The 20,249-nt window shown below is 50.2% G+C and carries 22 protein-coding genes and 1 pseudogene; 12 read left to right on the forward strand and 11 right to left on the reverse strand.

The window, feature by feature from the left end; all coding sequences use genetic code 11:
• Positions 1 to 324: 324 nt before the first annotated feature.
• On the reverse strand, positions 325 to 825 hold the full coding sequence (locus D3P08_RS21020) for a MarR family winged helix-turn-helix transcriptional regulator (RefSeq protein WP_119602091.1): 501 nt from the start codon (positions 823 to 825) through the stop codon (positions 325 to 327).
• 150 nt (positions 826 to 975) lie between these two features.
• Here D3P08_RS21020 and D3P08_RS21025 point away from each other — a divergent pair, with 150 nt between their 5' ends.
• Entirely contained in the window at positions 976 to 1,725 is a 750-nt protein-coding gene (locus D3P08_RS21025) for an SDR family NAD(P)-dependent oxidoreductase (RefSeq protein ID WP_162848557.1), read from the forward strand.
• Between the two features lie 21 nt (positions 1,726 to 1,746).
• Positions 1,747 to 2,190, forward strand: coding sequence for an SgcJ/EcaC family oxidoreductase (locus D3P08_RS21030; protein ID WP_119602093.1), 444 nt, complete (start codon positions 1,747 to 1,749; stop codon positions 2,188 to 2,190).
• A 260-nt stretch (positions 2,191 to 2,450) separates the two neighbouring features.
• Here the strand turns inward: D3P08_RS21030 and D3P08_RS21035 are convergent, their stop codons facing one another.
• Positions 2,451 to 2,834 (reverse strand): RidA family protein, encoded by a 384-nt coding sequence (locus D3P08_RS21035; protein ID WP_119602094.1) that lies wholly within the window; start codon positions 2,832 to 2,834, stop codon positions 2,451 to 2,453.
• 105 nt (positions 2,835 to 2,939) lie between these two features.
• Here D3P08_RS21035 and D3P08_RS21040 point away from each other — a divergent pair, with 105 nt between their 5' ends.
• The 3 genes from D3P08_RS21040 (at position 2,940) to D3P08_RS21050 (ending at position 5,559) form a co-directional block, all read left to right on the forward strand.
• Positions 2,940 to 3,278, forward strand: a complete 339-nt coding sequence (locus tag D3P08_RS21040; RefSeq protein ID WP_119602095.1) for a winged helix-turn-helix transcriptional regulator — start codon at positions 2,940 to 2,942, stop codon at positions 3,276 to 3,278.
• Between the two features lie 214 nt (positions 3,279 to 3,492).
• The gene (locus D3P08_RS21045) at positions 3,493 to 4,164 is read left to right on the forward strand and encodes a helix-turn-helix domain-containing protein (RefSeq protein ID WP_119602096.1); all 672 of its coding nucleotides are present in this window, start codon (positions 3,493 to 3,495) and stop codon (positions 4,162 to 4,164) included.
• Positions 4,165 to 4,209: 45 nt separating this feature from the next.
• On the forward strand, positions 4,210 to 5,559 hold the full coding sequence (locus D3P08_RS21050) for a cytochrome P450 (protein ID WP_119602097.1): 1,350 nt from the start codon (positions 4,210 to 4,212) through the stop codon (positions 5,557 to 5,559).
• A gap of 246 nt (positions 5,560 to 5,805) precedes the next feature.
• On the opposite strand, the gene D3P08_RS28105 is transcribed toward D3P08_RS21050, so the two are convergent.
• The 6 genes from D3P08_RS28105 to D3P08_RS21080 all read right to left on the reverse strand — a co-directional run bounded on the left by D3P08_RS28105 (position 5,806) and on the right by D3P08_RS21080 (position 8,781).
• Positions 5,806 to 6,270: a CBO0543 family protein gene (locus D3P08_RS28105; RefSeq protein WP_119602098.1), complete on the reverse strand. Its 465-nt coding sequence runs from the start codon at positions 6,268 to 6,270 to the stop codon at positions 5,806 to 5,808.
• 191 nt (positions 6,271 to 6,461) lie between these two features.
• On the reverse strand, positions 6,462 to 6,758 hold the full coding sequence (locus D3P08_RS21060; protein WP_119602099.1) for a spore coat protein: 297 nt from the start codon (positions 6,756 to 6,758) through the stop codon (positions 6,462 to 6,464).
• Positions 6,759 to 6,771: 13 nt separating this feature from the next.
• A complete protein-coding gene (locus D3P08_RS21065) occupies positions 6,772 to 6,975 on the reverse strand; it encodes a hypothetical protein (RefSeq protein ID WP_119602100.1) in 204 nt (67 codons plus the stop codon).
• 31 nt (positions 6,976 to 7,006) lie between these two features.
• Entirely contained in the window at positions 7,007 to 8,143 is a 1,137-nt protein-coding gene (locus tag D3P08_RS21070; protein ID WP_119602101.1) for a zinc-dependent alcohol dehydrogenase, read from the reverse strand.
• Positions 8,140 to 8,526, reverse strand: coding sequence for a spore coat protein (locus tag D3P08_RS21075; RefSeq protein ID WP_119602102.1), 387 nt, complete (start codon positions 8,524 to 8,526; stop codon positions 8,140 to 8,142). Before D3P08_RS21075 ends, D3P08_RS21070 begins: the two co-directional genes overlap by 4 nt.
• Positions 8,527 to 8,538: 12 nt before the next feature.
• Positions 8,539 to 8,781, reverse strand: a complete 243-nt coding sequence (locus D3P08_RS21080; RefSeq protein WP_119602103.1) for a spore gernimation protein GerQ — start codon at positions 8,779 to 8,781, stop codon at positions 8,539 to 8,541.
• A gap of 184 nt (positions 8,782 to 8,965) precedes the next feature.
• Here D3P08_RS21080 and D3P08_RS21085 point away from each other — a divergent pair, with 184 nt between their 5' ends.
• The 6 genes and pseudogenes from D3P08_RS21085 (at position 8,966) to D3P08_RS27920 (ending at position 17,521) form a co-directional block, all read left to right on the forward strand.
• Positions 8,966 to 9,247: a hypothetical protein gene (locus D3P08_RS21085; protein ID WP_119602104.1), complete on the forward strand. Its 282-nt coding sequence runs from the start codon at positions 8,966 to 8,968 to the stop codon at positions 9,245 to 9,247.
• Between the two features lie 64 nt (positions 9,248 to 9,311).
• A pseudogene (locus D3P08_RS21090) lies at positions 9,312 to 9,686 on the forward strand (L-dopachrome tautomerase-related protein); the annotation flags it as partial.
• A gap of 299 nt (positions 9,687 to 9,985) precedes the next feature.
• Positions 9,986 to 10,651, forward strand: coding sequence for a TetR/AcrR family transcriptional regulator (locus tag D3P08_RS21095; protein ID WP_119602105.1), 666 nt, complete (start codon positions 9,986 to 9,988; stop codon positions 10,649 to 10,651).
• Between the two features lie 107 nt (positions 10,652 to 10,758).
• Positions 10,759 to 11,436 carry a pentapeptide repeat-containing protein gene (locus tag D3P08_RS21100; RefSeq protein WP_240647688.1) on the forward strand — a complete coding sequence of 226 codons (678 nt, stop codon included), beginning with the start codon at positions 10,759 to 10,761 and terminating at the stop codon, positions 11,434 to 11,436.
• 78 nt (positions 11,437 to 11,514) lie between these two features.
• Entirely contained in the window at positions 11,515 to 12,756 is a 1,242-nt protein-coding gene (locus D3P08_RS21105) for a serine hydrolase domain-containing protein (RefSeq protein ID WP_119602107.1), read from the forward strand.
• A 400-nt stretch (positions 12,757 to 13,156) separates the two neighbouring features.
• Complete coding sequence (locus D3P08_RS27920) at positions 13,157 to 17,521, forward strand: S8 family serine peptidase (protein ID WP_119602108.1); 4,365 nt, start codon at positions 13,157 to 13,159, stop codon at positions 17,519 to 17,521.
• 56 nt (positions 17,522 to 17,577) lie between these two features.
• Here D3P08_RS27920 and D3P08_RS21115 read toward each other — a convergent pair whose 3' ends face one another.
• The 3 genes from D3P08_RS21115 to D3P08_RS21125 form a co-directional block, all read right to left on the reverse strand.
• Positions 17,578 to 18,561, reverse strand: a complete 984-nt coding sequence (locus D3P08_RS21115; protein WP_119602109.1) for a DUF3231 family protein — start codon at positions 18,559 to 18,561, stop codon at positions 17,578 to 17,580.
• Between the two features lie 131 nt (positions 18,562 to 18,692).
• The gene (locus D3P08_RS21120; protein WP_119602110.1) at positions 18,693 to 19,202 is read right to left on the reverse strand and encodes an SRPBCC domain-containing protein; all 510 of its coding nucleotides are present in this window, start codon (positions 19,200 to 19,202) and stop codon (positions 18,693 to 18,695) included.
• Between the two features lie 2 nt (positions 19,203 to 19,204).
• Positions 19,205 to 19,549 carry an ArsR/SmtB family transcription factor gene (locus tag D3P08_RS21125; RefSeq protein WP_119602218.1) on the reverse strand — a complete coding sequence of 115 codons (345 nt, stop codon included), beginning with the start codon at positions 19,547 to 19,549 and terminating at the stop codon, positions 19,205 to 19,207.
• Positions 19,550 to 19,777: 228 nt separating this feature from the next.
• Between D3P08_RS21125 and D3P08_RS21130 the strand changes: the two genes are divergently transcribed.
• A complete protein-coding gene (locus tag D3P08_RS21130; RefSeq protein WP_119602111.1) occupies positions 19,778 to 20,239 on the forward strand; it encodes a heme-degrading domain-containing protein in 462 nt (153 codons plus the stop codon).
• Positions 20,240 to 20,249: the final 10 nt, after the last annotated feature.

Raw genomic sequence — 20,249 nt, forward strand, 5'->3', positions numbered from 1 at the left:
AACTTCATAGTAGAGCGACCTCCTGATGGGCTTTTTGAGGCTTTTGACCTCGTGTGCAACTCCATCTTACCGGAGGCGCTCGTTTTTGTTCAAACGCCAAAATATTCGTTTTACAGGAATTCTATCGGGAAACGATAGTCAGATCAACAAAGCTGCAGCGGATCATCAGAAGATCAGTTGCAGCTTTTATTTTCGGAATAGGCGATCTTTTTTCGGGACACAGTTCCTCGATTTATAGGCAGCAAGTCATATAATTCCTAATAAAGCGTTTTCCTCTAAAGTCTGAGGCAGCTCCGTCCGGAGCTGCCTTCTTTTGTTTTGTAGTCAATCGACGTCGGAGTCCGCCTGACTCTTCAATTTTTCCATTTCAGCCAACGTCATTTCATTGCACGCTCGGATGAATTCAAGAATCAGAGCGGTTTGTTGCTCATCGTACCGCGACAGAATCTGAAGCGTGGACTGCATGACCGATTGAAACAGCGGAGAGATTTGGGCCGATCGGCCTTCCGCAGGCTTGACCACTACGCGCCTCCGATCGTTCGGGTCCTTATCCCTCGTGACATAACCGGCCTGCTCCAAGCGATCGATCACATTCGTCACAGCGCCTGTCGTCAAACCCGTTAGTTGGGCCAATTGGCCGGCAGTTACGGGACCGGTGCGGTTTAAAAAATCCAGACATTTATGATCGGTCGCATTCAACCCCAATTTTTCCGAAATGAGCTGATGAAGCATTACGGCCCGCGCGCTGTTCTGGCGCAATTCGTAAAGCAAAGCATGCTGCGATGGCGTTAGGTCGTTAAATTCAAACGAATTGCCTCTTGACATAGCGAAACCTCCAAGTTAAGATAAATTTATCTTAATCAATTAAGATAATTAACATATTAAGAAAGTTAATTAACCAAGATTTTTATAACATCAGTATATCACAAGGTTAAAGGCCCGCCAAATTTTTTGCGAAGGATGGAGGAATTGAACATGGATTACGGTCTGCAAGGGAAAGTTGCGTTCATTACCGGCGGTTCGCGAGGCATCGGCAGAGCGGCGGCCCGCAAGTTCGCTGCGGAAGGCGCTCATGTCTACATTACTTATTTGAGCAATCGCAGCGAAGCTGACCGGACGATTGACGACATTCAAGCGTCCGGAGGCTCCGGCGAAGCGGTTCAAATGTCCCTTAACGATGAGCAGAGCATACTTGAGGCCATCGATCACGTGAAGAAGGAGAAGAAACGGTTGGATGTGCTCGTGAACAATGCCGTGTTCTGGGGGCAAGAAGCGGCGATTGAGGAGAGCGCGAACGATGCATGGTTCGCCGTCATCGATCAGACCGTCAAGGGGACGTATCGAATGACCAAAGCGGCCGTCCCGCTCATGAAGCAGGGGGGATGGGGACGACTGATTCACGTGTCTACCAGTCTGGTCCATGTCGGCAAGCCGAAAGAGACGGCTAACCTAACGGCTAAAGCGGCGTTGCATGGATTCAGCCGCACGTTGGCGGTAGAGCTGGCTGCGAATGGTATTTATTCGAACGTCGTCATCCCCGAGCTGACGCGATCGGAATGGGTGACGCAGGCGTTCCCGCCGCAGATGCTTGAAGAATATGCACGATTGTTTCCGACAGGCAGATTGGGCACCCCGGATGACGTCGCGAGTCTGATCCTTTATCTGGGATCGGCGGCGAACAGTTTTGTCAATGGAGAAGAAATCCGCGTTACTGGCGGCAAATAAAAAAGAGGAGCGTGCATCATCATGGAAAATCATAGCGTACAGGGCGTAAGAGAGATTGAATATTTGTTTGGAAAACTGAAGCTGGCCTGGGACAGGGGGGACGGAGAGGCCTATGGGGCTTGCTTCACGGAAGATGCCGACTATGTCACGTTTCAAGGGGAGCATCTGCAAGGGAGAAAGGCGATTGCCGATACGCATCAACAGCTTTGGAACAACGTGCTGAGAGGATCAACCTTGGAAGGCGAAATTAAGAAGATTCACTTCGTTACGCCGGAGTTCGCGATTTTTCATGGACTGGGCGTAGTCAAACTCAGATGGCAAAAGACGGCCCCGAAAAAAAGAGACTCCATCAATACGAATGTCGCCGTTAAACAAAACGGAGAGTGGAAAATAGCCGCCTTCCAAAATAGCCGTATAACGGGGACTGGCCTCATGCAAAAAATATTCACGAAGTTCAGCAAATAACCCTGCCTGCAGGGAGGAAGATACGCATGGTTAGCAACCAGCGCGGGTATGATGTTAACTTATGCGATGACGGTATATCGGTCTATCGTAGCTATAGGAGTCGCGGGGCTTCCTTACGTTACAATCAAACTCGGTTAAAAATATCGATAGCTCAATAATGGTACGACGGCAGCCGGTCAGATGATCAGCTGCCGTTTTCATAAAGCGGGCTGTTAGGCGGGACGCAAAAACGAACTGGTATTAAATTTCAATTTGCGGTATTAGTTCGAGTGTGCGACGGCGCTGATTTCGATCAGCTGCTCGGGAGTTGCGAGGTAGTTCACGCCGATGCAGCTTCCGGCCGGCCTATGCTGTCCTATGTATTCCTTGAACAGACGAATGCATGGCTCGAAATGCTCTTGCGCGTTTGTCAGATATATCTCTACATAAGCGAGGTTCGACTTCGTGACACCGAATCCCGCCAGCACACGATCGAGGTTTTCCAGCGTCTGCCGAGTCTGTGCCTCGATATCTCCCTCACCAACAAACACTCCCTCTGTATTGTGGGAAAACTGTCCCGAAATGTAAATGGTGCCGTTGACGCTATAGCCCTGGGTGATGCCGTGATCCCAGAGATCGTGATTGTAGGTTTTAACATTAATCATATATTTCACTCCTTTACTTCAAAGTAAGGCTAGTATAAGATAGGCGAAAGTAAAAATATAGTACGCACTTTATTGATAGGTACTATCAGAAAGGATAGTGGAACTATGGGTATGGCTGAGTATAAAGGCAAAGTTAAAAATATTCAGGATACGCCTTTTGGCTACACTTTGTCAGTTATTGGAGGCAAATGGAAAATGGTTATTATGTACCTCCTAGCAGAAAACCAACCGGTTCGCTTTAATGATCTGAAAAGACAGATCGGAGCTATTACGTATAAAACATTGAGTGCACAACTTAAAGAATTAGAAGCGGACGGTATGGTGAAACGGAAAGAGTATCCTCAGATCCCCCCTAAAGTCGAGTATGGTCTTACAGATAAAGCGGAAACGCTCTTACCTGTTTTGGAACAGTTATGTGAGTGGGGAGTGAAAAATCGACCATAGACATGACTGGCTTACAACTTAAATGGAGCGTTAGTTCAGAGCCAGCCAGGAGCAGTTTGCCATCGCGGCAGCTGCTCATTCTTTTGTTAAGCGACTTAACGCCACGGAATGATGAAAAACATACACGAATGCTACTTATAGTCCGTCGACTTGTAGGTGCTTCCCTATTACGATAGGAAACGGTCGAGGATTACGCGTAGAAGGATGATGACCAATGAACATTTTAGAGGATTTCGGCATGCGGTTAAAGGAACTGCGGCTGCGTTCGAATTTGTCGCAGGATATGCTGGCCGCGCGTTGCGGTTTGGATCGAACGTATATTGGGAGCGTAGAACGGGGCGAACGGAATATCTCCCTTAAAAATATTCAAATCATCTGCAATACGCTGGATATCGATATCAGCTATTTTTTCTGTGACGAACGGTTCTCTCTTCGGTCGGCTTCTCTTAAGAGCGAACTGGACCGGCCCCTTACGGAGCGGTTCCGTTATTACGAATCGGCCGAGGAAAACCTCATCATGTGGCAGGTGAGCGGTGCGCTTAGTCTGGAGGAAATTAAAAGCATAAGTGTGGATTTGAAAGCCGCTTGCCTGAAGCTGCGCCTAGGGAAAGTAAAGCTGCTGGTTGATAACCGGAAGATGATGGCGAGCGGGGAGCCCATTGTGTTCCAGCACGAGATCACTGAGCGTTGGGAGGAGCTGCAGCGCTGGTTCTTGCCGCACTGCGAGCAAATTATCGTTCTATGTAATTCCAAACTTATGCAGAACCAGATGAACCGATTAGCCAAACGAAGCGGAATTATTGAGGTGCAGAGGTGCCTTTACTGTGACGATGAAGATTGGCTGACGAAGGAGCTGCGTCCCGAAAGTTATTTTAATATCCGGTGAGGAATTTCCCCGCTGATAGGCGATTGAGAAAGGAGAGAAAATGATATGAGCACCTCAGTCGAGACACGCTTCCCGCAAGGACCCAAAGGCTCCCTCTTAAGCGGGAACCTGCTGGAATACCGGAAGGATCCTCTTGGCTTTCTAACTGATCTGCAGAAAAACTATGGAGGGGCTGCAACGATTCGGCTCGGCCCCCAAAAGATGTATGTTATTTACGACCCGGCGCTCTTAAAGGAAGTGCTGCTCACCAAACATGAACATTTCATTAAACTAAAGGCTTTTCAAGAGGCAAGGCTTTTTGTTGGAGATGGCGTAGCAACCAGTGAAGGTGAAAAGCATAAACGAGTAAGACGGTTGATCCAACCGCGTTTTACAAGAGCGCATATTCAGAAGTATGCCCGCCAAATGGCCGAGATTGTCGACCGTGAACTTAATACCTGGAAGCCTATCGATTGCCGCATGCTTACCGATGACCTATCTAACATTACGTTCGCTATTATCGCCCGCACGCTCTTCAGCCTTGAAGGAAATCAGCACTCGCGTTCCATTCGGGAACCGTATGAGCTTATTAACCGGATGTGCGCCGAACGAATGCGCTCGCTGGCAGCCGTGCCGCTCATCATCCCCACTGCAAAAAACCGTTCCTATAAGGCAGCCCTTAAGGCGCTTGACCAAGCGGTTTATGATATCGTCAAAGAACGTAAAATGAATGCCGGTGTTGGAGAAGGCGATCTGTTGTCCGTGTTGATGGCAGCCAAAAACGAGAACGGGGAAGGGATGACCGATCAGGAGCTCCGTGACGAGCTGATGATTATGTTCATCGCCGGTCATGAGACTACTGCCAACGCATTGTCATGGGCTTTCCTGTTCATTATGCAGCATCCCGATGTTCAAGAGAAGCTTTATGAAGAGTGGGACCGCATACTGCAAGGCGAACCCCCGACGGAAGAGACCTATATGCAGCTCACGTATACTCAAAATGTTATATGGGAAGCCATGAGACTGCGGGCCCCCACTTTCTTTACTGGACGTTCTGCCGTCCGGGACGTGGAAATCGGTCCGATAACGGTAAAAAAAGGACAGTCCGTGCTGTTTAGCCCTTATGCGATCCACCAAAATCCAACCTATTTCCCGGACCCGTTGACCTTTCGCCCGGAGAGATTCGAAAATGATTTGCTCAAAAAAATTCCCCAATTCGCCTATATCCCGTTCGGTGGCGGACCTAGAGGATGTATCGGGAACCACTTTGCCATGCTGGAGATGGTTATCATTTTAAGCATGATCGGCCAGCGTTACCGCTTAAGTCTAACCCCCAAGCATCCGCCTATCGAGATGGAGCCTCTCTTAACCCTGCGGCCGAAAAACGGAATTGAAATCATAGTAGATAATAGGTGAAAAATCGATATGCTTTCTTTCTGGATTTAAACGGGATTTGAAGCTTGAAGGATGTCGCCAAGCGCCAATGCCGGCTGGAATGGTGAGCAGTTAATGCTGACCAATATTAGATCTGGTGCCGGCGGGCGTTAACAAACGGGACGGGGCAGGTTGTTACAGCGAAGCAGTATGGAGGCGAGGGAGCTGGAGGATCAGCAGCTGACATTGTTCTAAGCGCTAGATCCATATTGCGAAGTAATAAATTGATTACTTAACCAGCTCGAAATAGGATCTTACAGTCCTCCATGCTGTGGCAACCGCAAGAAAACCGATGGCATAGGAGATAAAAGTCCATCCGATATTCCAACCATTACTGTACATCACTCGATTAAATTGCAGCCCAAGGAATTCTAATAATGTGGCTAATAAGCTAAAACTTAAAAAGCTTATTAGGGCTGGTATTCCGAAGGGTCTTTTAGTAATGAAAAAAATGAATAGCGGCCCTAGTACTGCGTACAAGCCAAAGTCGAGCGGCAATGCTGAAATCGTTTCGTTTTTCGAAAAAATAGGCTTGAAGTGCCAAAAATCAAAGTAAAAACCTATTGTATTAATAATCAATGAGATCAAAGCTGATATGGGACTAATTACGATGAATAGCCTCGGTTGCTTTTGAACTAAGGGGGAAGCCAATAACCAAGGAATAATGAACCCAGTCACAATGTTGAAAAGCACTTAAACACTCCTAATACTTATTTATTTACAGTTTGGTCAAGAAACAATATTAATAATCCGATTTGCTATCCTAGGTGATGTAAGCACTCCACTTCTAAAGTTAGTCACGCTGCTCCTTATTAATCGGCTGGAATCAAAAAACGCGCCTGAACCATGGTGGTTTTGCGCGTTCTGTTGGGACGAATACAGTGTCAGGACGGAATGTTCATAGCGGTCTGAATATTTGTCAGATCAAGCTGAATTTGCTCCGGAATATGGTAGGGATGGTATAGGCCTCGCTGCATCATGTAGTTTGTTATCTTTTCATGGGAATCTATAGCCTCGTCGAGCTGTTTCATCAAAATTCGCTTGATTTCGGGGGTGGCGCATTCGGTAACGGCCATGGCATAGTTTCTAACTCCGCTTTTGGCGTTCATCAAAAAATCCATTGCGATCACATCGTCGGTCAGTGTATGAAGCCCCGTCAAGTGTTCTATTAGGGTGTTCATGTTTCTATCTCCTTTAGGTTAGGGTCGCTTTAGACAGTACTCCACCGAGCTCCTGAAGCTGCTGCTGAGATAATTGCACGTCTTGCTGCAAAATTTGCATGAGCTCCGGGTCGGTTACAAGAGCTTGCATGGTTTTGGATTTGGTTACGCAAACGGTCTTGAACGCGGCCATTTCATGAACCTCCAACAACTCATGCAAGGCGTAATTAGAATTCATTCGGATTGTCCTCCCTGATATTCACCCTTATTCAGGGCTTTAAGATGACTTTGATGCAATTGTCCGTTTTCGTATCGAACACTTCATAGCCGCGTTTGGCCTCACTGAGCGGAATGACATGCGAAATAATATCTCCAGGGTCTACTTTGCCCGACGTAACCAGCTCATACATATATGGCATGTAGTGTATGACCGGGGCTTGTCCGGAACGGATATTCACATTGCGCTGCATGATGTCGCCGAGCGGGAATCCGTTATAGCGTCCGCCGTATACCCCAGTGACTTGAATGGTCCCGCCTTTGCGGACAGCCTGAGACGCAATGATAAGTGCGCTCATGGTGCCGCCTTGCAGTTTCAAACCGCTGGCTAGAAATTCAAGATCGCTCATCTTGCCGTCCATTCCTACCGCATCAATCACGACATCGGCGCCGCCTTTAGTCATTTCCTTGAGCGTATTGCCGATATTCTTATCCTGTTCGAAATTTACAATTTCCACATGGTTTGTTCGCTTCGCATGCTGCAAGCGGTAATCGACGTAGTCAACGGCGATGACCCGCTTTGCTCCCTTCAGCCAGCAGAATTTCTGGGCCAGAAGTCCGACCGGACCGCAGCCGAGCACGATGACCGTATCTCCATTCTTGACGCCGGCGTTATCTACGCTCCAGAATGCGGTCGTCATGGCATCGGCGATCAAGCTAAGCTTTTCGTCTGGTTGCTCGCAGTTTTCTGGAATCTTGAAGTGGGTGAAATTAGCAAACGGAACTCGTAAATACTCGGCTTGCCCGCCAGGGTATCCGCCGGTCGTTCCGGAGTAGCCGAAAAATCCGCCCATATCCCCGTGTTCGTTTGAATTGTCGCATTGGCTTTCCAGCTGATTTTTACAATAAAAGCATTCTCCGCAAGCGATGTTGAAAGGAATGATCACCCGGTCGCCTTTTTTTACTTTGGTCACTCCAGGGCCTACTTCTTCCACAATTCCCATCGGCTCATGCCCGATGACATAATTCTCCTGAAGGTTAGGGATCATCCCGTGAATAAGGTGAAGGTCAGAACCGCAAATGGCGGTACTGGTGATCTTTACGATCATATCGTCCGGTTTCTCAATCTTCGGATCCGGTACCTCTTTGACCGCGACATTTTTAATCCCTTGATACGTTACCGCCTTCATGCATTCTGTCCTCCAATATGTTCATCTGGGGTTCGATCAAACATCCCTTTACGCGACGTATCATCCGGGAACAAATTCATCTGCCCGATCATCACCGTATTTTTCGCCGAAAGCTGGTCAAGTTGGTACTGTTCGTTCAGCTCGTAAGGATGGAACCATTTTTTTCGAATCATAAGCTCCGAAATTTCTTGGTGCATAGCAATCCCCTGCTTAAGATGATTGCGCAGCACCGCTCTTACTTCGGGAGAAGCCGTTTCCGTCAGGGCTATGGACAAATTTCGCACACCCTCCTTGGCACGGATAAGGAAGTCCATTGCAAATGTCATATCTGCCATCTCCGGCATATTTAACGAATTAATCGGGTCTAAATAATCGGTATTCATTGGCGTTCCCCTTTAATGAGTAATAGGTGTCGGGCTATTCGGAACAGGCGATTGGAATGGAGCTCTTGCGTAGATGGCCTGGAGCTCGGCGATCTGTTGCGTGGATAATACGACGTCCTTCTGCATTAACGTTTTCAGCTCTTGGTCAAACACCAAGCCTTGCATAAGTTTTGACTTAGCGAGGCAGAGCGTTTTGAAGTTTAACGCTTCATGCAGTTCCATCGATTCGTGCGGCGCAAGCGTTGGCGTATTCATGGAGTAATGATCCCCTTCCTTTCTTTCATCAAAGTTAGATTTTCCTACGCACTATATCCTTATACGATTGCCGGAAATGTGGGTCCGAGTATTCCCATGCAGTCGTAAGAATATAAACAAAATCTCAACCGCATACTTATTTCTGTTTGATTCATGATCTATGCACAAGGGAGGAGGACTCGCTTTGCCCAATGAAAATAAAATTGATCTAGCCACTGTAAATGCGAGAAAACCGGCGGAAGGTACACTTCACTCGGGCGGCAATACGCTGGAGCAGCATGCTTCGAACGCGGTTTCTGAGGCGCAAACGGCTTTAAATCAGGCGATAAGCTCGATAAGCGAATCTAACGCAGCGTCAAATCCACAAGCATTGGAGACGGCCCGTCAGCAATTGACCCAAGCAGAGGAATTTTTAGATCAAGCGCAAACTTCAGCTAACGCCTTACGTTTGCCGGACCAACAATAGAACGGCAGCTTTAGAATGGCAGAGATTGTCCTTCTTTTTCGGATATAGGTGGAATCAAGCTCAACTGTACTCGATTTCAACGGAAGCCCTAAGAGACCGAACGATGCCGGATATGAATTTACAGTATCATGTGAAGTATTGGGGAGAAAAAGGTGCTTCAGATGGAATGATCACCGATGCCAAAGGAAATGTTTACGCTGGAGACTATGAAAACAATAGTATTCGAAAAATATTGCCAAATGGAGTAATGGAAACTATCGCACATGATCCGAGAATTTTATGGCCGGACACTTTTTCTATTGGTCCGGATCAATACTTATATATCATCGTGAATCAATTACATCGGCAGTCAAGATTTCATTATGGAAACGACCTGCGGCAGAAGCCTTATAGTTTACTACGTATGAAAATAGACGAATCGCCTGCTCCTACCTTTTAGTAAACATTTCGCTTTACAAGATTGGAACCCGGAGTTCGATGCGGTCCGGAAGAAGCTGATCGAAGCGGGGACTGAGGCTAGATCAATCATAAAAGACGACCAGAGGGGGCTCCCGGGAATGGGATATTGAAGGGTTCGTTAGCTCGATAAAGCAGCCGCAGTCTAAGACTTTGATTTTTCAAGTCGTAGAATGCGGCTGTTTTGCCGAAAGTAAGATTTTCCAAATAAGGGGTTGACATCAAAGGAATGAACGCATATATTTAATACATACCAACCGAATGTATGAAAGGAGGGGGCGAATGGCAAGAAACAAATATCCTGAAGAAACAATCAACCAGATCCTGACCGTGGCCCTGAACCTGTTCATCCGGAAAGGCTACGAGCAGACCTCCATTCAGGATATCATCAATGAGCTGGGCGGACTGACGAAAGGCGCGATTTACCACCATTTCAAGTCCAAGGAAGAGATCATGCAGGCCGTTATCGACCATATGTTCAAGGGTGTTGACGAGATGCTGTCCGGCATCCGGGACGACACGGAGTTAAACGGCCGGGAGAAGCTGCGCAAGATTTCCCGCGTCTCTCTCGACAATCCCGCCCAGAACGAAATGGCATCGGCGGCGCCGAACCTTTTGCGCAATCCCAAGCTGCTGGCAGCCCAGATCGAGCACATGGTAGAGAAAGCCATACCTGTCTACATCCAGCCTATCATCGAACAAGGCATGCGGGATGGCTCGATCCGAACCGACTATCCTAGGGAGCTTAGCGAACTGTTGTTGGTTCTCACCAACGTCTGGCTAAACCCGGCGGTTATCCAAGCTTCGCCTGAGATGATGCTGCGCAAATTAAGGCTTTTCGATGAAGTATTGAAAGGCTTGGGGCTTGACTTGTTCGATGAACAAATGTTTCAGCGCTACGAGGAATTGTTTCGTTTGTCAGCAAGAGAAGACAGCAAAGAAAACTAAACTGCCGAAAGGCAGCTTATTTTTCAACCTATACATACCATCGGTTGGTATGAATAGGTGATCCGAATTCAAAGCGCTTATTAAAAAACTAAGGAGATGTGAATGTAATGAATCAAAAATTAACAATGGGCTCCAGCTCGATGGATCGGCAAGTCGTGACAAACTTTAACGCAAGCAGCCTGGTGGGCAGCGACCTTGCGGGCGTTACGGCCCATAAAGGACAGTTCAAAGGCAGCGCGCTCTCCGGTTCAGACTTTTCGGGAGCGGATATGACCGGCAGTACGTTTAGGGGCAGCGATGTACGCGAGGCTAATTTTGACGGCGCGAATCTGACGGACTGCAGCCTATCCACGCTTGACCTGACTAATGCAAGCTTCAATAAGACGATCCTTGTACGAACCGATTTCAGCAAGTCTGGGCTAGGCGGAACCAAATTCACAGATGTAAGACTGACCGACGTCACGTTAACGATGACCGACCTTAGAGAAACGATTTTTGAAGGTTGTTTATTTGAGGGGGTCGACTTCAGTAACTCTGATCTGAGCGGGAAGAGCTTTGACGGACAGACGTTTATCGGCGTCAAGTTTGAGAAAGCGGCTTTAACCGATGTTTCGTTCAAGGGCGCTGCACTTCGAAATGTTTCTTTCCACCCGGGGTTTACTTTGACGAAGAAGTACTTTCGGATGATCCAAACGATCCGCTTTGACGGCGCGACGATGGATAAACTGACATTTGCTGCGCTTAAAGGCATGGATGCCGATTTATCGAACGTTACAGTCGTTTAAGGGCTTGTAAGGCAAAAAGAACGGTCTGACTGAGCTTAGTATTTTAAAACAAATAAAAAGTAAAGAGAGGGAAACGAAATGAAAAAGATAATGGAACACCAGAGCGGAGGATTCTCTGAAACTGGGCTACGCAGAATGCGCGACGTGCTGGCACGGCATGTCGATTCAGGGAAGATTCCGGGGCTCGTCGCCCTGATCAGCCGGAACGGAGAAACGCACGTCGAAGCGATCGGCACGATGCGCCATGATGGCGGCGCGCCGATGCGCCGGGACACGATCTTCCGCATGGCGTCCACTTCCAAAATGGTCGGAGCCGCGTCGGTGATGGTCCTGCTCGACGACTGCAAGCTGCATCTGGACGATCCAGTAGACAAATGGCTGCCCGAGCTTGCGGGCCGGCAGGTGCTGAAACGCCCCGACGGTCCGCTTGACGAGACTGTGCCGGCGAGGCGGCCGATCACCGTGCGGGACTTGCTGACCTCTACATTCGGGCTCGGAGTGGATATGGCTTTGATGGGCTCCCCGATCCAGAACGCGATCTTCGAAAATGGTCTATTCGACACGCCGGGGCAGGAGCTGCCCGAGCCCGATGAGTGGATGCGCCGCCTGGGCACACTCCCGCTGTGCTATCAGCCCGGAGAGCGTTGGCAGTACCACATCAGCAACGAGATACTTGGCGTACTTGTTGCCAGGGTCACCGGTCAAACTTTCGAGACGTTTCTGCGCGAGCGTATCCTTGATCCGCTGGGGATGAAGGACACCGGCTTCTACGTGCCCGCAGGTAAAATCGATCGGCTGCCGCCCGCCTACGCCCCTGATCCGCAGACCGGCGCGTTCATCGTGTGGGATGAAGCCGCAGGCGGACGCTACACCCGGCCCCCGGGGTTCCAAGCAGGCGGCGGCGGGCTGCTCTCAACCGTCGACGACTATCACGCGTTTTTACAGATGCTGCTGAACCAAGGGATGCATGGGACCGAACGGATCCTGTCCCGGCCCGCCGTCCAGCTGATGACCACCAACCGCCTTACGCCGGAGCAACAAGCTTTCCGAGACGACTTGGCCAAAAACTTCGTTCATTTGTCGCATGGCCAAGGACAGCACGGCGGTTGGGGCTTCGGAATGGCGGTACGTACCTACCGCGGCGACTACGCTTCCATCGGACAGTTCGGCTGGGACGGCGGAAGCGGCACCTCGGCGTACGCCGACCCGGAAAAACAGCTCACCGGAATCCTGCTCACCCAGGTCGGGATGTCCACTCCGGATTCGGCGCATCTCATCCACGACTTTTGGACTATGGTCTATCAGGCAATCGAAGACTAACATAAGTGCCGCGCCTGGTACGCCCGCATTAGCGCTAAATACAATCATTCATATGTCTGCCGTCGAGCCGGCGAACTTCAGGTAATCGAACCTGATTTTCGATCGGCTTTTTCCTTTTTGGAGAAGAGACCGATGATTATGTCTACCAATCCGTTCCTATACAATCCACGATAGAATCCAGGCTTCCAAGCGAAGTATGCTCTGCTCCGCCGGAGGCCTTTTTACTCCGTAAATACCCCGAAAAACAAGGGATTTGGCAAAAAAATGAATTCTACGAAATCCTATTCAATATTTTTAATCCTATCTATTATTTAGCCTATCACCGTGCTACAATGTTTTCGCATCATCCTAGATTACTAGGGCTTTGCTCCTAGAAACACCAAGAGACGGAGGAGTTTGATTGAAAGCACAAGGTATGAAGAAGGCATCTATGTTATTACTCGGTTTATCGCTTTTGGTCGGTACGTTTCCAATGCCGGGCACGGCTGCTGCAGCCGATAGCGGAGAGCTGGGGAACAGCCAGCTGATTCAGATTTCTTCGGTTGTTCCGCAGACGGAAGCGTACATCTCCGACAACGTCGACACAGAATCTAGCCGATTGACTACGGTCATCGTGACGTTAGCTTCTGAGCCAATCGCCGTCAGCGGGTTATCCGCTAGAAACGGATTATCGGCCCAAATCGAAGAAGCCAGCACAACGGCTATCGCAACAGAGCAATCCGCAGTCATGACGAATGCAAAAAAAATGGGGATCAGTCTGTCGGTACAGCGCCGCTTTAACACGGTGTTGAACGCCATGGAAGTAACGCTTCCGGCGAATCAGATTCCTGAACTGGCCTCCATACCGGGCGTAGTGTCGATTTACGAGAACCGTACATATTACGCGCTGCCCGTCGATAATACCGATGAAGCAGGCTACGAGATGGAACCGCTCGAGCAGATCGGTGTCGATCAAGCTTGGCTGGAAGGGCTAACGGGCGAAGGGCTGAAGGTTGGCGTGATCGATACAGGCGTCGATTATTTGCACCCTGATTTGGCTGGCGCTTATAAAGGCGGCTACGACTCGTACAGCAATGACAACGATCCGTACGAGGATGTTCCACACGGGTCCACTTACGCAGGCACAAGCCACGGCACGCATGTAGCCGGCACTATCGTCGGCCGAGCCGCGCAAGTCGGTTCCGACATCGTCCAAAAAGGGGTTGCCTACGAGGCTGATCTGTATGCTTATAAAGTGCTTGGCTATGACGAGCAGACCGGCAAATCATCCGGCTCCTCCGCACAAGTAATTGACGGAATTGAGCACGCAGTCGAGCAGGGCATGGACGTCATCAACCTGTCTCTGGGCTCCGACTACGAGAAAGATCCGAATTCTCCGGACGCGATCGCGGTGAACAACGCGGTGCTTTCGGGCGTCGTCGCCGTCGTCGCGAACGGCAACGCAGGCGATAATGTCGATGGACAATACTACTATTCCAGTGGTACGCCGGCATCGGCCCAGCTCGCCATTGCTGTCGGAGCCGTCAGCTCCGAAAGCAAGCGGTATACGGCCGAGGCTACAAGCACCCTCTCTGCCGATCCGTTCTCGCTGAATCTTATGGCTTGGCGTACTGGTGAAGATAACTTCGAAGAACTGTTCGGAACGGACTCGTTCGAGGGCGTTTATGTAGGGCTGGGCGCTCCTAGCGACTACGAGGGCAAGGACGTTACCGGCAAAATTGTATTCGCTTCGCGCGGCGATCTTGCCTTTATGGATAAAGTTACTTATGCGAAAGAACATGGAGCGAAGGCGATTATCATCTTTAATGGCAACGTGAAGAGTGACGGCACGCCGAACCTTGAATCGCCGATTGCAGGCAGGGACGGACATATCGGTTCCGTCGGCTTTTTGGGGGACTCGCTGCATTTAATTCCCGCGTTCGATATGGAGGGCGTCGCCGGTCGAGCGTTGGCGAAGCAAGTCTTAGCTAATCCGGACACGCCGTTGATGTTCTCGTTCGGCAGCTTCAACAGCACGGTTGTTCCAGGCGATCATGTAGCCTCTTTCTCTTCCCGCGGACCGATCGTCGGAGGGAACTACGATATTAAACCGGATATCGTCGCTCCGGGCGTCAATGTGATGTCGACTGTGCCTGCTTATGGCATATCCGATCCGAATGCGAACTATGCTGAGGCTTATGATCGTAATTCAGGGACCTCGATGGCGACGCCTCACGTAGCCGGGCTTGCTCTGCTCCTGAAGGAGAAGCACCCGGAATGGACGCCTTTCGACGTCCGCTCGGCGCTGACTAACACCGCCGAGGTGGTCTCCGATGCAAACGGCGTTCAGTACGACGTCTATTCCCAAGGCTCCGGCCGCGTGAACGTTGCTCATGCGCTTGTAACGCCGGCGCTGCTGCAAACCGTAGAACAAATCCAAATTCTAGACGAGAATTTGAAAGAAAGAACCGTGACGAATTATAACGGCAGCGTCAGCTTCGGTCTGATGCAGCCAGGTGAAGCAGCGCAAATCAAGACGCTTCAGTTGAAAAATACGTCAAGCGCATCCGTGACGTACACGGCCTCGGTCCGCATGCATCCGAGCGTTACGTCCGATCCTAACGATCCTATTGCAACGCCGGACGTTTCGAATATCAACGTCGAACTGACGGGACTCGAGAACGGCAGCATCACCGCCGATGCCGGAACGGCGCAGCCTTTCGCGCTTGAGGCGGCCCCGAGCGCGAACGCTGCGGCGGGTGTCTACGAAGGTGAAGTCGTGCTGGAGGCGAGCGGCGTGCCTTCCCTGCACCTTCCGTTTGTCGTGAATGTCGGAGAAGGTGTGCCTTCCGGCTTCGGGGTGGAGGACATCACGTTAACGAGTCGGAATATTTCTCCTAACAACGACAACTGGAACGATACGACGCAATTGAGCTTTAAGCTTACGGCAGACGGCATGAATGTTCTCGCTCTCTCCGTTTACAATTTGAATGACGAGTACTTAGGCGACATGCAGTTTGTCGAGGACGAATATGAGCCAGGCATGTACAGCTTCGACATCGACGGCACATACATCGATGGCGAGGTTGATGAGGACGATCAGCCGATTATCAAACAACTGAGTCCAGGCGTATACAAACTGGGTGTCATTGCCGCTCGGCTGTTGTCGAACGGCACCGCAGCCGAGCTGTACGAGGCTTACTCCTCCTTGCGCATCGTCGACGTTCAGGAAGAGGTAGATGCTGCCGCTGTGGCGTTGGTGCCAACAATCGACAATACGACGGAGCTGAATCAGCCCGTTCTCGGGTTGCCTGACGACACAACGGCCTTCTCGTACCTGGTTACGGCTTCGAACAATGAGCAGCTGATTGGCAACGACGGCATCCTTAAAGTGCTTCCGACAACTAGCAGTACTGTTGTGCAATTGACGGTAACCGTATCTTCCGTGAGCGAGCCGGGCAAAACGGCAACCAAGACGGTCGACGTCACGTTGGCTCCATCGCCAAATACCCCGAATCCGGGCCCAATCGTACCGACAGCTCCGGAAGCGGATAAGCCCGCAGCTGCTCCGGATGTACAGCCCGTCATGAACCAAGGGCAGCAGAAGACCGAGGTAGCGGCGGAAGTGAAGACAGAAGGAACCGTTAAGAAGGCTTCCGTCTCCAACACGGCATTGGTTCAATCGCTTGCGGCTGTGAAAGGGAACGCTCAAGCGGCGGCTGTTATCTACGTGCCGGCTAATAGCGAACAAGCGGCGCAGGTCGGCCTTACGGCTGAGAATGTCGATACATTGAAGGAAACTATGAAAGGCAGCTCCGTAATCGTGACCACGGACGCCGCATCGGTCGCTTTGCCGACGAGCGCGCTGCGGAATGTCGCGCCGGGTGCAGCCGTAGAGATCCATATCGATCCTAGGCCGGAAGAGAGCTCTGCATTCTCGAAGGGGATTGAGGGAGCCACGGTGGTTGGAACGCCGGTATCGTATGAGGTTCAAGTGATCAAAGACGGAGTCGCGTCCCCGATCGTTCTCGGCGCATCGGACTATGTAAAGCGTTCCTTCAGTATTGAAGGAGACATTGATGCCAGCCAAGCGGGCGTGCTCTATATCGAGAACGGCGTTGTAAGACCTGTTCCAGGCAAGATCACGGCAAGCAAAAACGGCGGCGCGACAGTGACCGTTAACCGTCCGGGATTCTCGACGTATGCTGTCGCGACCCGAGACGTCGCATTCCAAGACATCGGTTCTTCCTATGCGAAAGCGCAGATTGAAACGTTGGCTCATAAGTTCTTGGTGAATGGCACGTCGGAGCAATCCTTCTCGCCGAAAAACAATGTCACTCGCGCGGAATTCGCCGCGCTCTTGTCCCGCGCATTGGGTCTGACTGCAACCCGCACAGGAGAAGCTCCGTTCTCGGATGTTAAACCTGCGGACTGGTTCGCGGATGACGTAGCGGCGGTGTATGAGGCAGGCATTGTGAAGGGCACTGGAAACAACCGGTTCTCGCCGAACGAGATCATTACGCGGCAGGATCTAACCGTCATGCTTTCCAATGCCATGCAGCTGCTCCAAGTGAAGACGAGTACCCCTTCGCACACGGCGTACACGGATGAAGCAACATTCGCAGGTTATGCGAAGTCATCCATTGAGGCCGTATCGAAGGCGGGCATCATGAACGGTGTCCCTGTAAAAGGAGCCGTTCAGTTCCAGCCAAATGAACCGACGACCCGCGAGGCCGCGGTAATGGTGCTGTACAAGCTTCTTCGGAGCGCTGAGCTGATCAACTAATACTCGAATAGAAAGAAAGAACGGCGCCGTATCTCTGACGGCGCCGTTTTTGGTTGCTATATGTCCATTTTCGGCGGCTCCTCGAACCATCCTTTGGCGATCATAAGCTTTGCCCCTTCAATAGTGTAAGCATAGATATCCTTAGCGAAGACTGCTGATTGCGCCGCCACATCATTGCGTAAATTAAACGCAGCGCTAAAGCCTGAGCTTCCTATACTAAACCCGCCAAGAAGGTAGGTGCAAAACATCATCAATTTATCCGAAAACGGGGCTGCTGTCGCATTTGTAACCGTGCCTCCCGGTGTAGCAGACGGTTGTATCGTATTCTCTTGAAGGATTTCTCCCGCTTCTTTGAGAATGTCTTTCGCAAGCTTATGCCCTTTTTGAAAATATTTCTGCGCGTCTTCATCCTTCGAGCATTGGGCGAACCCCTTCATTAACTGCATGCCGGTAATGTTTGTTTCAATGATATGATATAGAATCCCGAACTCGACCGTATTGATGCTTCTCTTATGACCGAACAGATTCGTACCTTTCATATAATCCTTGTTATGGATATAGTCAGCCGATTGCGGCATGTTTGTGAAATTGGGGCGGGGAAGCAGATTTTTCTCCAGAAGGTACTGGGTAAAATGGTTATAATAGGTTTGCGTCAAATCGGTGAGCTGCTTGTAAAGCTTAATCATATCCTCACGATAAGAAATCGTCATATGGAGCACATACATCCCCATGCTGATTTCCTTCAGCACCCGGCAGAACATAATGTCAAAGCCGTTGTCCCATAATTTCGGCGCTTCCAGATGGAGATCTTCCTCGGTGAAGCCGACCGGTACCGCAGCGCCCTCGTTCTCAAACATCTTTTTGATTTCAACGACCTTTTGATGAAGGCTCTCGTGCAATCCCGACATAAGACTTTTGGCTTTGTTATCGTCCGATTTCTCCATAAAGTATTCCAGAATCCGAAGAATCATCGTTTTTTTGTGATAGGTCATCCATAGCGCGCCGAGCTCTGAAGCGCTTAATTTTACTGTGATGGACATGTCGAAAGCTCCTCCGAAATTTTATTGACTATAATTTATCCGAAAATCCAACATTTAATCAGTCCGAGGCGGCAAAAAAGAAGACATCTGTCCCGAAAGCGGGAAGATGTCTTCTTTGTGATCGACGATCTTTATTGAACGTTCTCCAGGTGCTCGGCGAGGCGATCCCACGTTTCCTTGATCCCTTGCTCCATGCCCATGTCGATAACGGTTTTGAGCGCTTCTGCCGAATCGTATTTGCCGAGGCTGGTGACTTTGGTCTTGCCGTCAACGTCTTCGAACAGAAGAGTGCACTCGGTCGAAGGCATGCCTTCCGCTTCATTGCCTTCGCTGTCGGAGAAGTAGTCGACGTACACGATTTTTTCGTTGGGGACGATTTCTTTGTATACGGCTTTGCCCCACGATTCCATGCCGTAGAAATCGCCCTGGTTCTTATCCTCGCACTTCATGCAGTAATGCCATACGCCGCCCGGGCGGAAATCGACCTTGCAGACCGGCATCGTCCAGCCGCGCGGACCCCACCAATGCTTCAGATGCTCGGCGTCAGAGAATGCCTGGAATACAAGCTCGCGCGGGGCGCTAAATACGCGCTCCAGAATAAATACGTTTCCTTCTACCTTCGTAAGGGTCTGATTGCTCATTGTTATTCCTCCTCAAATTTGGATGATTCCTTTTGTTCCTCTTGCAGCTTCTTCAGATAACGCTCTAAGTTGTCGTAGCGCTCGTTCCAGATCTGCCGATAACGGTCCAGCCACGCGTCCATTTCCTGCAGAGGCTGGATTCGAAGCCTATAGTTCCGCCGATTCGCCTCCGCTTCGACTTCGACCAGGCCGGCTTCGAGAAGGACACGCAAATGTTTGGAGGCTTGAGGCTGTCTAAGCTGCAGCCGTTCCGCTATTTCGCCGACGGAGAGCGGCCCGTTTGCCAACAAATCCACGATGCGCAATCGGTTCGGTTCCGCCAGAGCGCTGAACGTTGTCGTATCCATCATTTGGTTCCCATCACCTCATTGTTGCGGTGCCACTTGCTTACACGTTTAATATACTCTATTGGGAATATTCCTGTCAAGGAATATTTAAAACTTTTTTCGAGGTAATTAGGGACTGGCTCAGGTTCTGCTTGGGCCGCCGGGCAAAGGAAGGAAGCTAAGGTAGCCTGCAATGGGGCAGTCATGATACGATTGAGCGAAAAGCAGGTAACGCTTAGGGGGACGGTTATGAGAGATCAAATTGCTCGGATGGAGAAAGAGGAGCAAGAGCTTCATTTTAAAAGCTTCACCAATGTTACGGCGCTCCAGGTTGGCCTTACGATCATTGAGGAGGCGAAACGCCAAGAGAAAAACATTACAGCAGAAATCTATTGTCAAGGCCAGCGGTTGTTTGCCCACGCCATGGAAGGGACTTCCGCGGAAAATGAAGATTGGATTCGCCGGAAAAATAACGTCGTGAATCATTTTGGCCAGAGCTCATGGCATGTGGCTTTGCTCGCCCGTCAGGAAGGAACAACGCTGGAAGAGCGTGACGGTCTGCCTCTTTCTGATTATGTCGGGGCAGGAGGCGGCTTTCCGCTTATCGTTGAAGGGAAAGGGCATATCGGCACGATTACGGTGTCGGGGCTGCCCGACCAAGAGGATCACGATTTGCTGATTGCCTCTTTAAGACGGTTTTTGAAGCTGTAGTTTGGACTTT

Source organism: Paenibacillus nanensis (assembly GCF_003583765.1).
Lineage (GTDB): Bacteria > Bacillota > Bacilli > Paenibacillales > Paenibacillaceae > Pristimantibacillus > Pristimantibacillus nanensis.

Excerpts from the sequence above, each read along its gene's own strand:
- D3P08_RS21020 (WP_119602091.1), bottom strand. The coding sequence starts at position 825 with ATGTCAAGAGGCAATTCGTTTGAATTTAACGACCTAACGCCATCGCAG.
- D3P08_RS21025 (WP_162848557.1), top strand. The coding sequence starts at position 976 with ATGGATTACGGTCTGCAAGGGAAAGTTGCGTTCATTACCGGCGGTTCG.
- D3P08_RS21030 (WP_119602093.1), top strand. The coding sequence starts at position 1,747 with ATGGAAAATCATAGCGTACAGGGCGTAAGAGAGATTGAATATTTGTTT.
- D3P08_RS21035 (WP_119602094.1), bottom strand. The coding sequence starts at position 2,834 with ATGATTAATGTTAAAACCTACAATCACGATCTCTGGGATCACGGCATC.
- D3P08_RS21040 (WP_119602095.1), top strand. The coding sequence starts at position 2,940 with ATGGGTATGGCTGAGTATAAAGGCAAAGTTAAAAATATTCAGGATACG.
- D3P08_RS21045 (WP_119602096.1), top strand. The coding sequence starts at position 3,493 with ATGAACATTTTAGAGGATTTCGGCATGCGGTTAAAGGAACTGCGGCTG.
- D3P08_RS21050 (WP_119602097.1), top strand. The coding sequence starts at position 4,210 with ATGAGCACCTCAGTCGAGACACGCTTCCCGCAAGGACCCAAAGGCTCC.
- D3P08_RS21060 (WP_119602099.1), bottom strand. The coding sequence starts at position 6,758 with ATGAACACCCTAATAGAACACTTGACGGGGCTTCATACACTGACCGAC.
- D3P08_RS21065 (WP_119602100.1), bottom strand. The coding sequence starts at position 6,975 with ATGAATTCTAATTACGCCTTGCATGAGTTGTTGGAGGTTCATGAAATG.
- D3P08_RS21070 (WP_119602101.1), bottom strand. The coding sequence starts at position 8,143 with ATGAAGGCGGTAACGTATCAAGGGATTAAAAATGTCGCGGTCAAAGAG.
- D3P08_RS21075 (WP_119602102.1), bottom strand. The coding sequence starts at position 8,526 with ATGAATACCGATTATTTAGACCCGATTAATTCGTTAAATATGCCGGAG.
- D3P08_RS21080 (WP_119602103.1), bottom strand. The coding sequence starts at position 8,781 with ATGAATACGCCAACGCTTGCGCCGCACGAATCGATGGAACTGCATGAA.
- D3P08_RS21095 (WP_119602105.1), top strand. The coding sequence starts at position 9,986 with ATGGCAAGAAACAAATATCCTGAAGAAACAATCAACCAGATCCTGACC.
- D3P08_RS21100 (WP_240647688.1), top strand. The coding sequence starts at position 10,759 with ATGAATCAAAAATTAACAATGGGCTCCAGCTCGATGGATCGGCAAGTC.
- D3P08_RS21105 (WP_119602107.1), top strand. The coding sequence starts at position 11,515 with ATGAAAAAGATAATGGAACACCAGAGCGGAGGATTCTCTGAAACTGGG.
- D3P08_RS21115 (WP_119602109.1), bottom strand. The coding sequence starts at position 18,561 with ATGTCCATCACAGTAAAATTAAGCGCTTCAGAGCTCGGCGCGCTATGG.
- D3P08_RS21120 (WP_119602110.1), bottom strand. The coding sequence starts at position 19,202 with ATGAGCAATCAGACCCTTACGAAGGTAGAAGGAAACGTATTTATTCTG.
- D3P08_RS21125 (WP_119602218.1), bottom strand. The coding sequence starts at position 19,549 with ATGGATACGACAACGTTCAGCGCTCTGGCGGAACCGAACCGATTGCGC.
- D3P08_RS21130 (WP_119602111.1), top strand. The coding sequence starts at position 19,778 with ATGAGAGATCAAATTGCTCGGATGGAGAAAGAGGAGCAAGAGCTTCAT.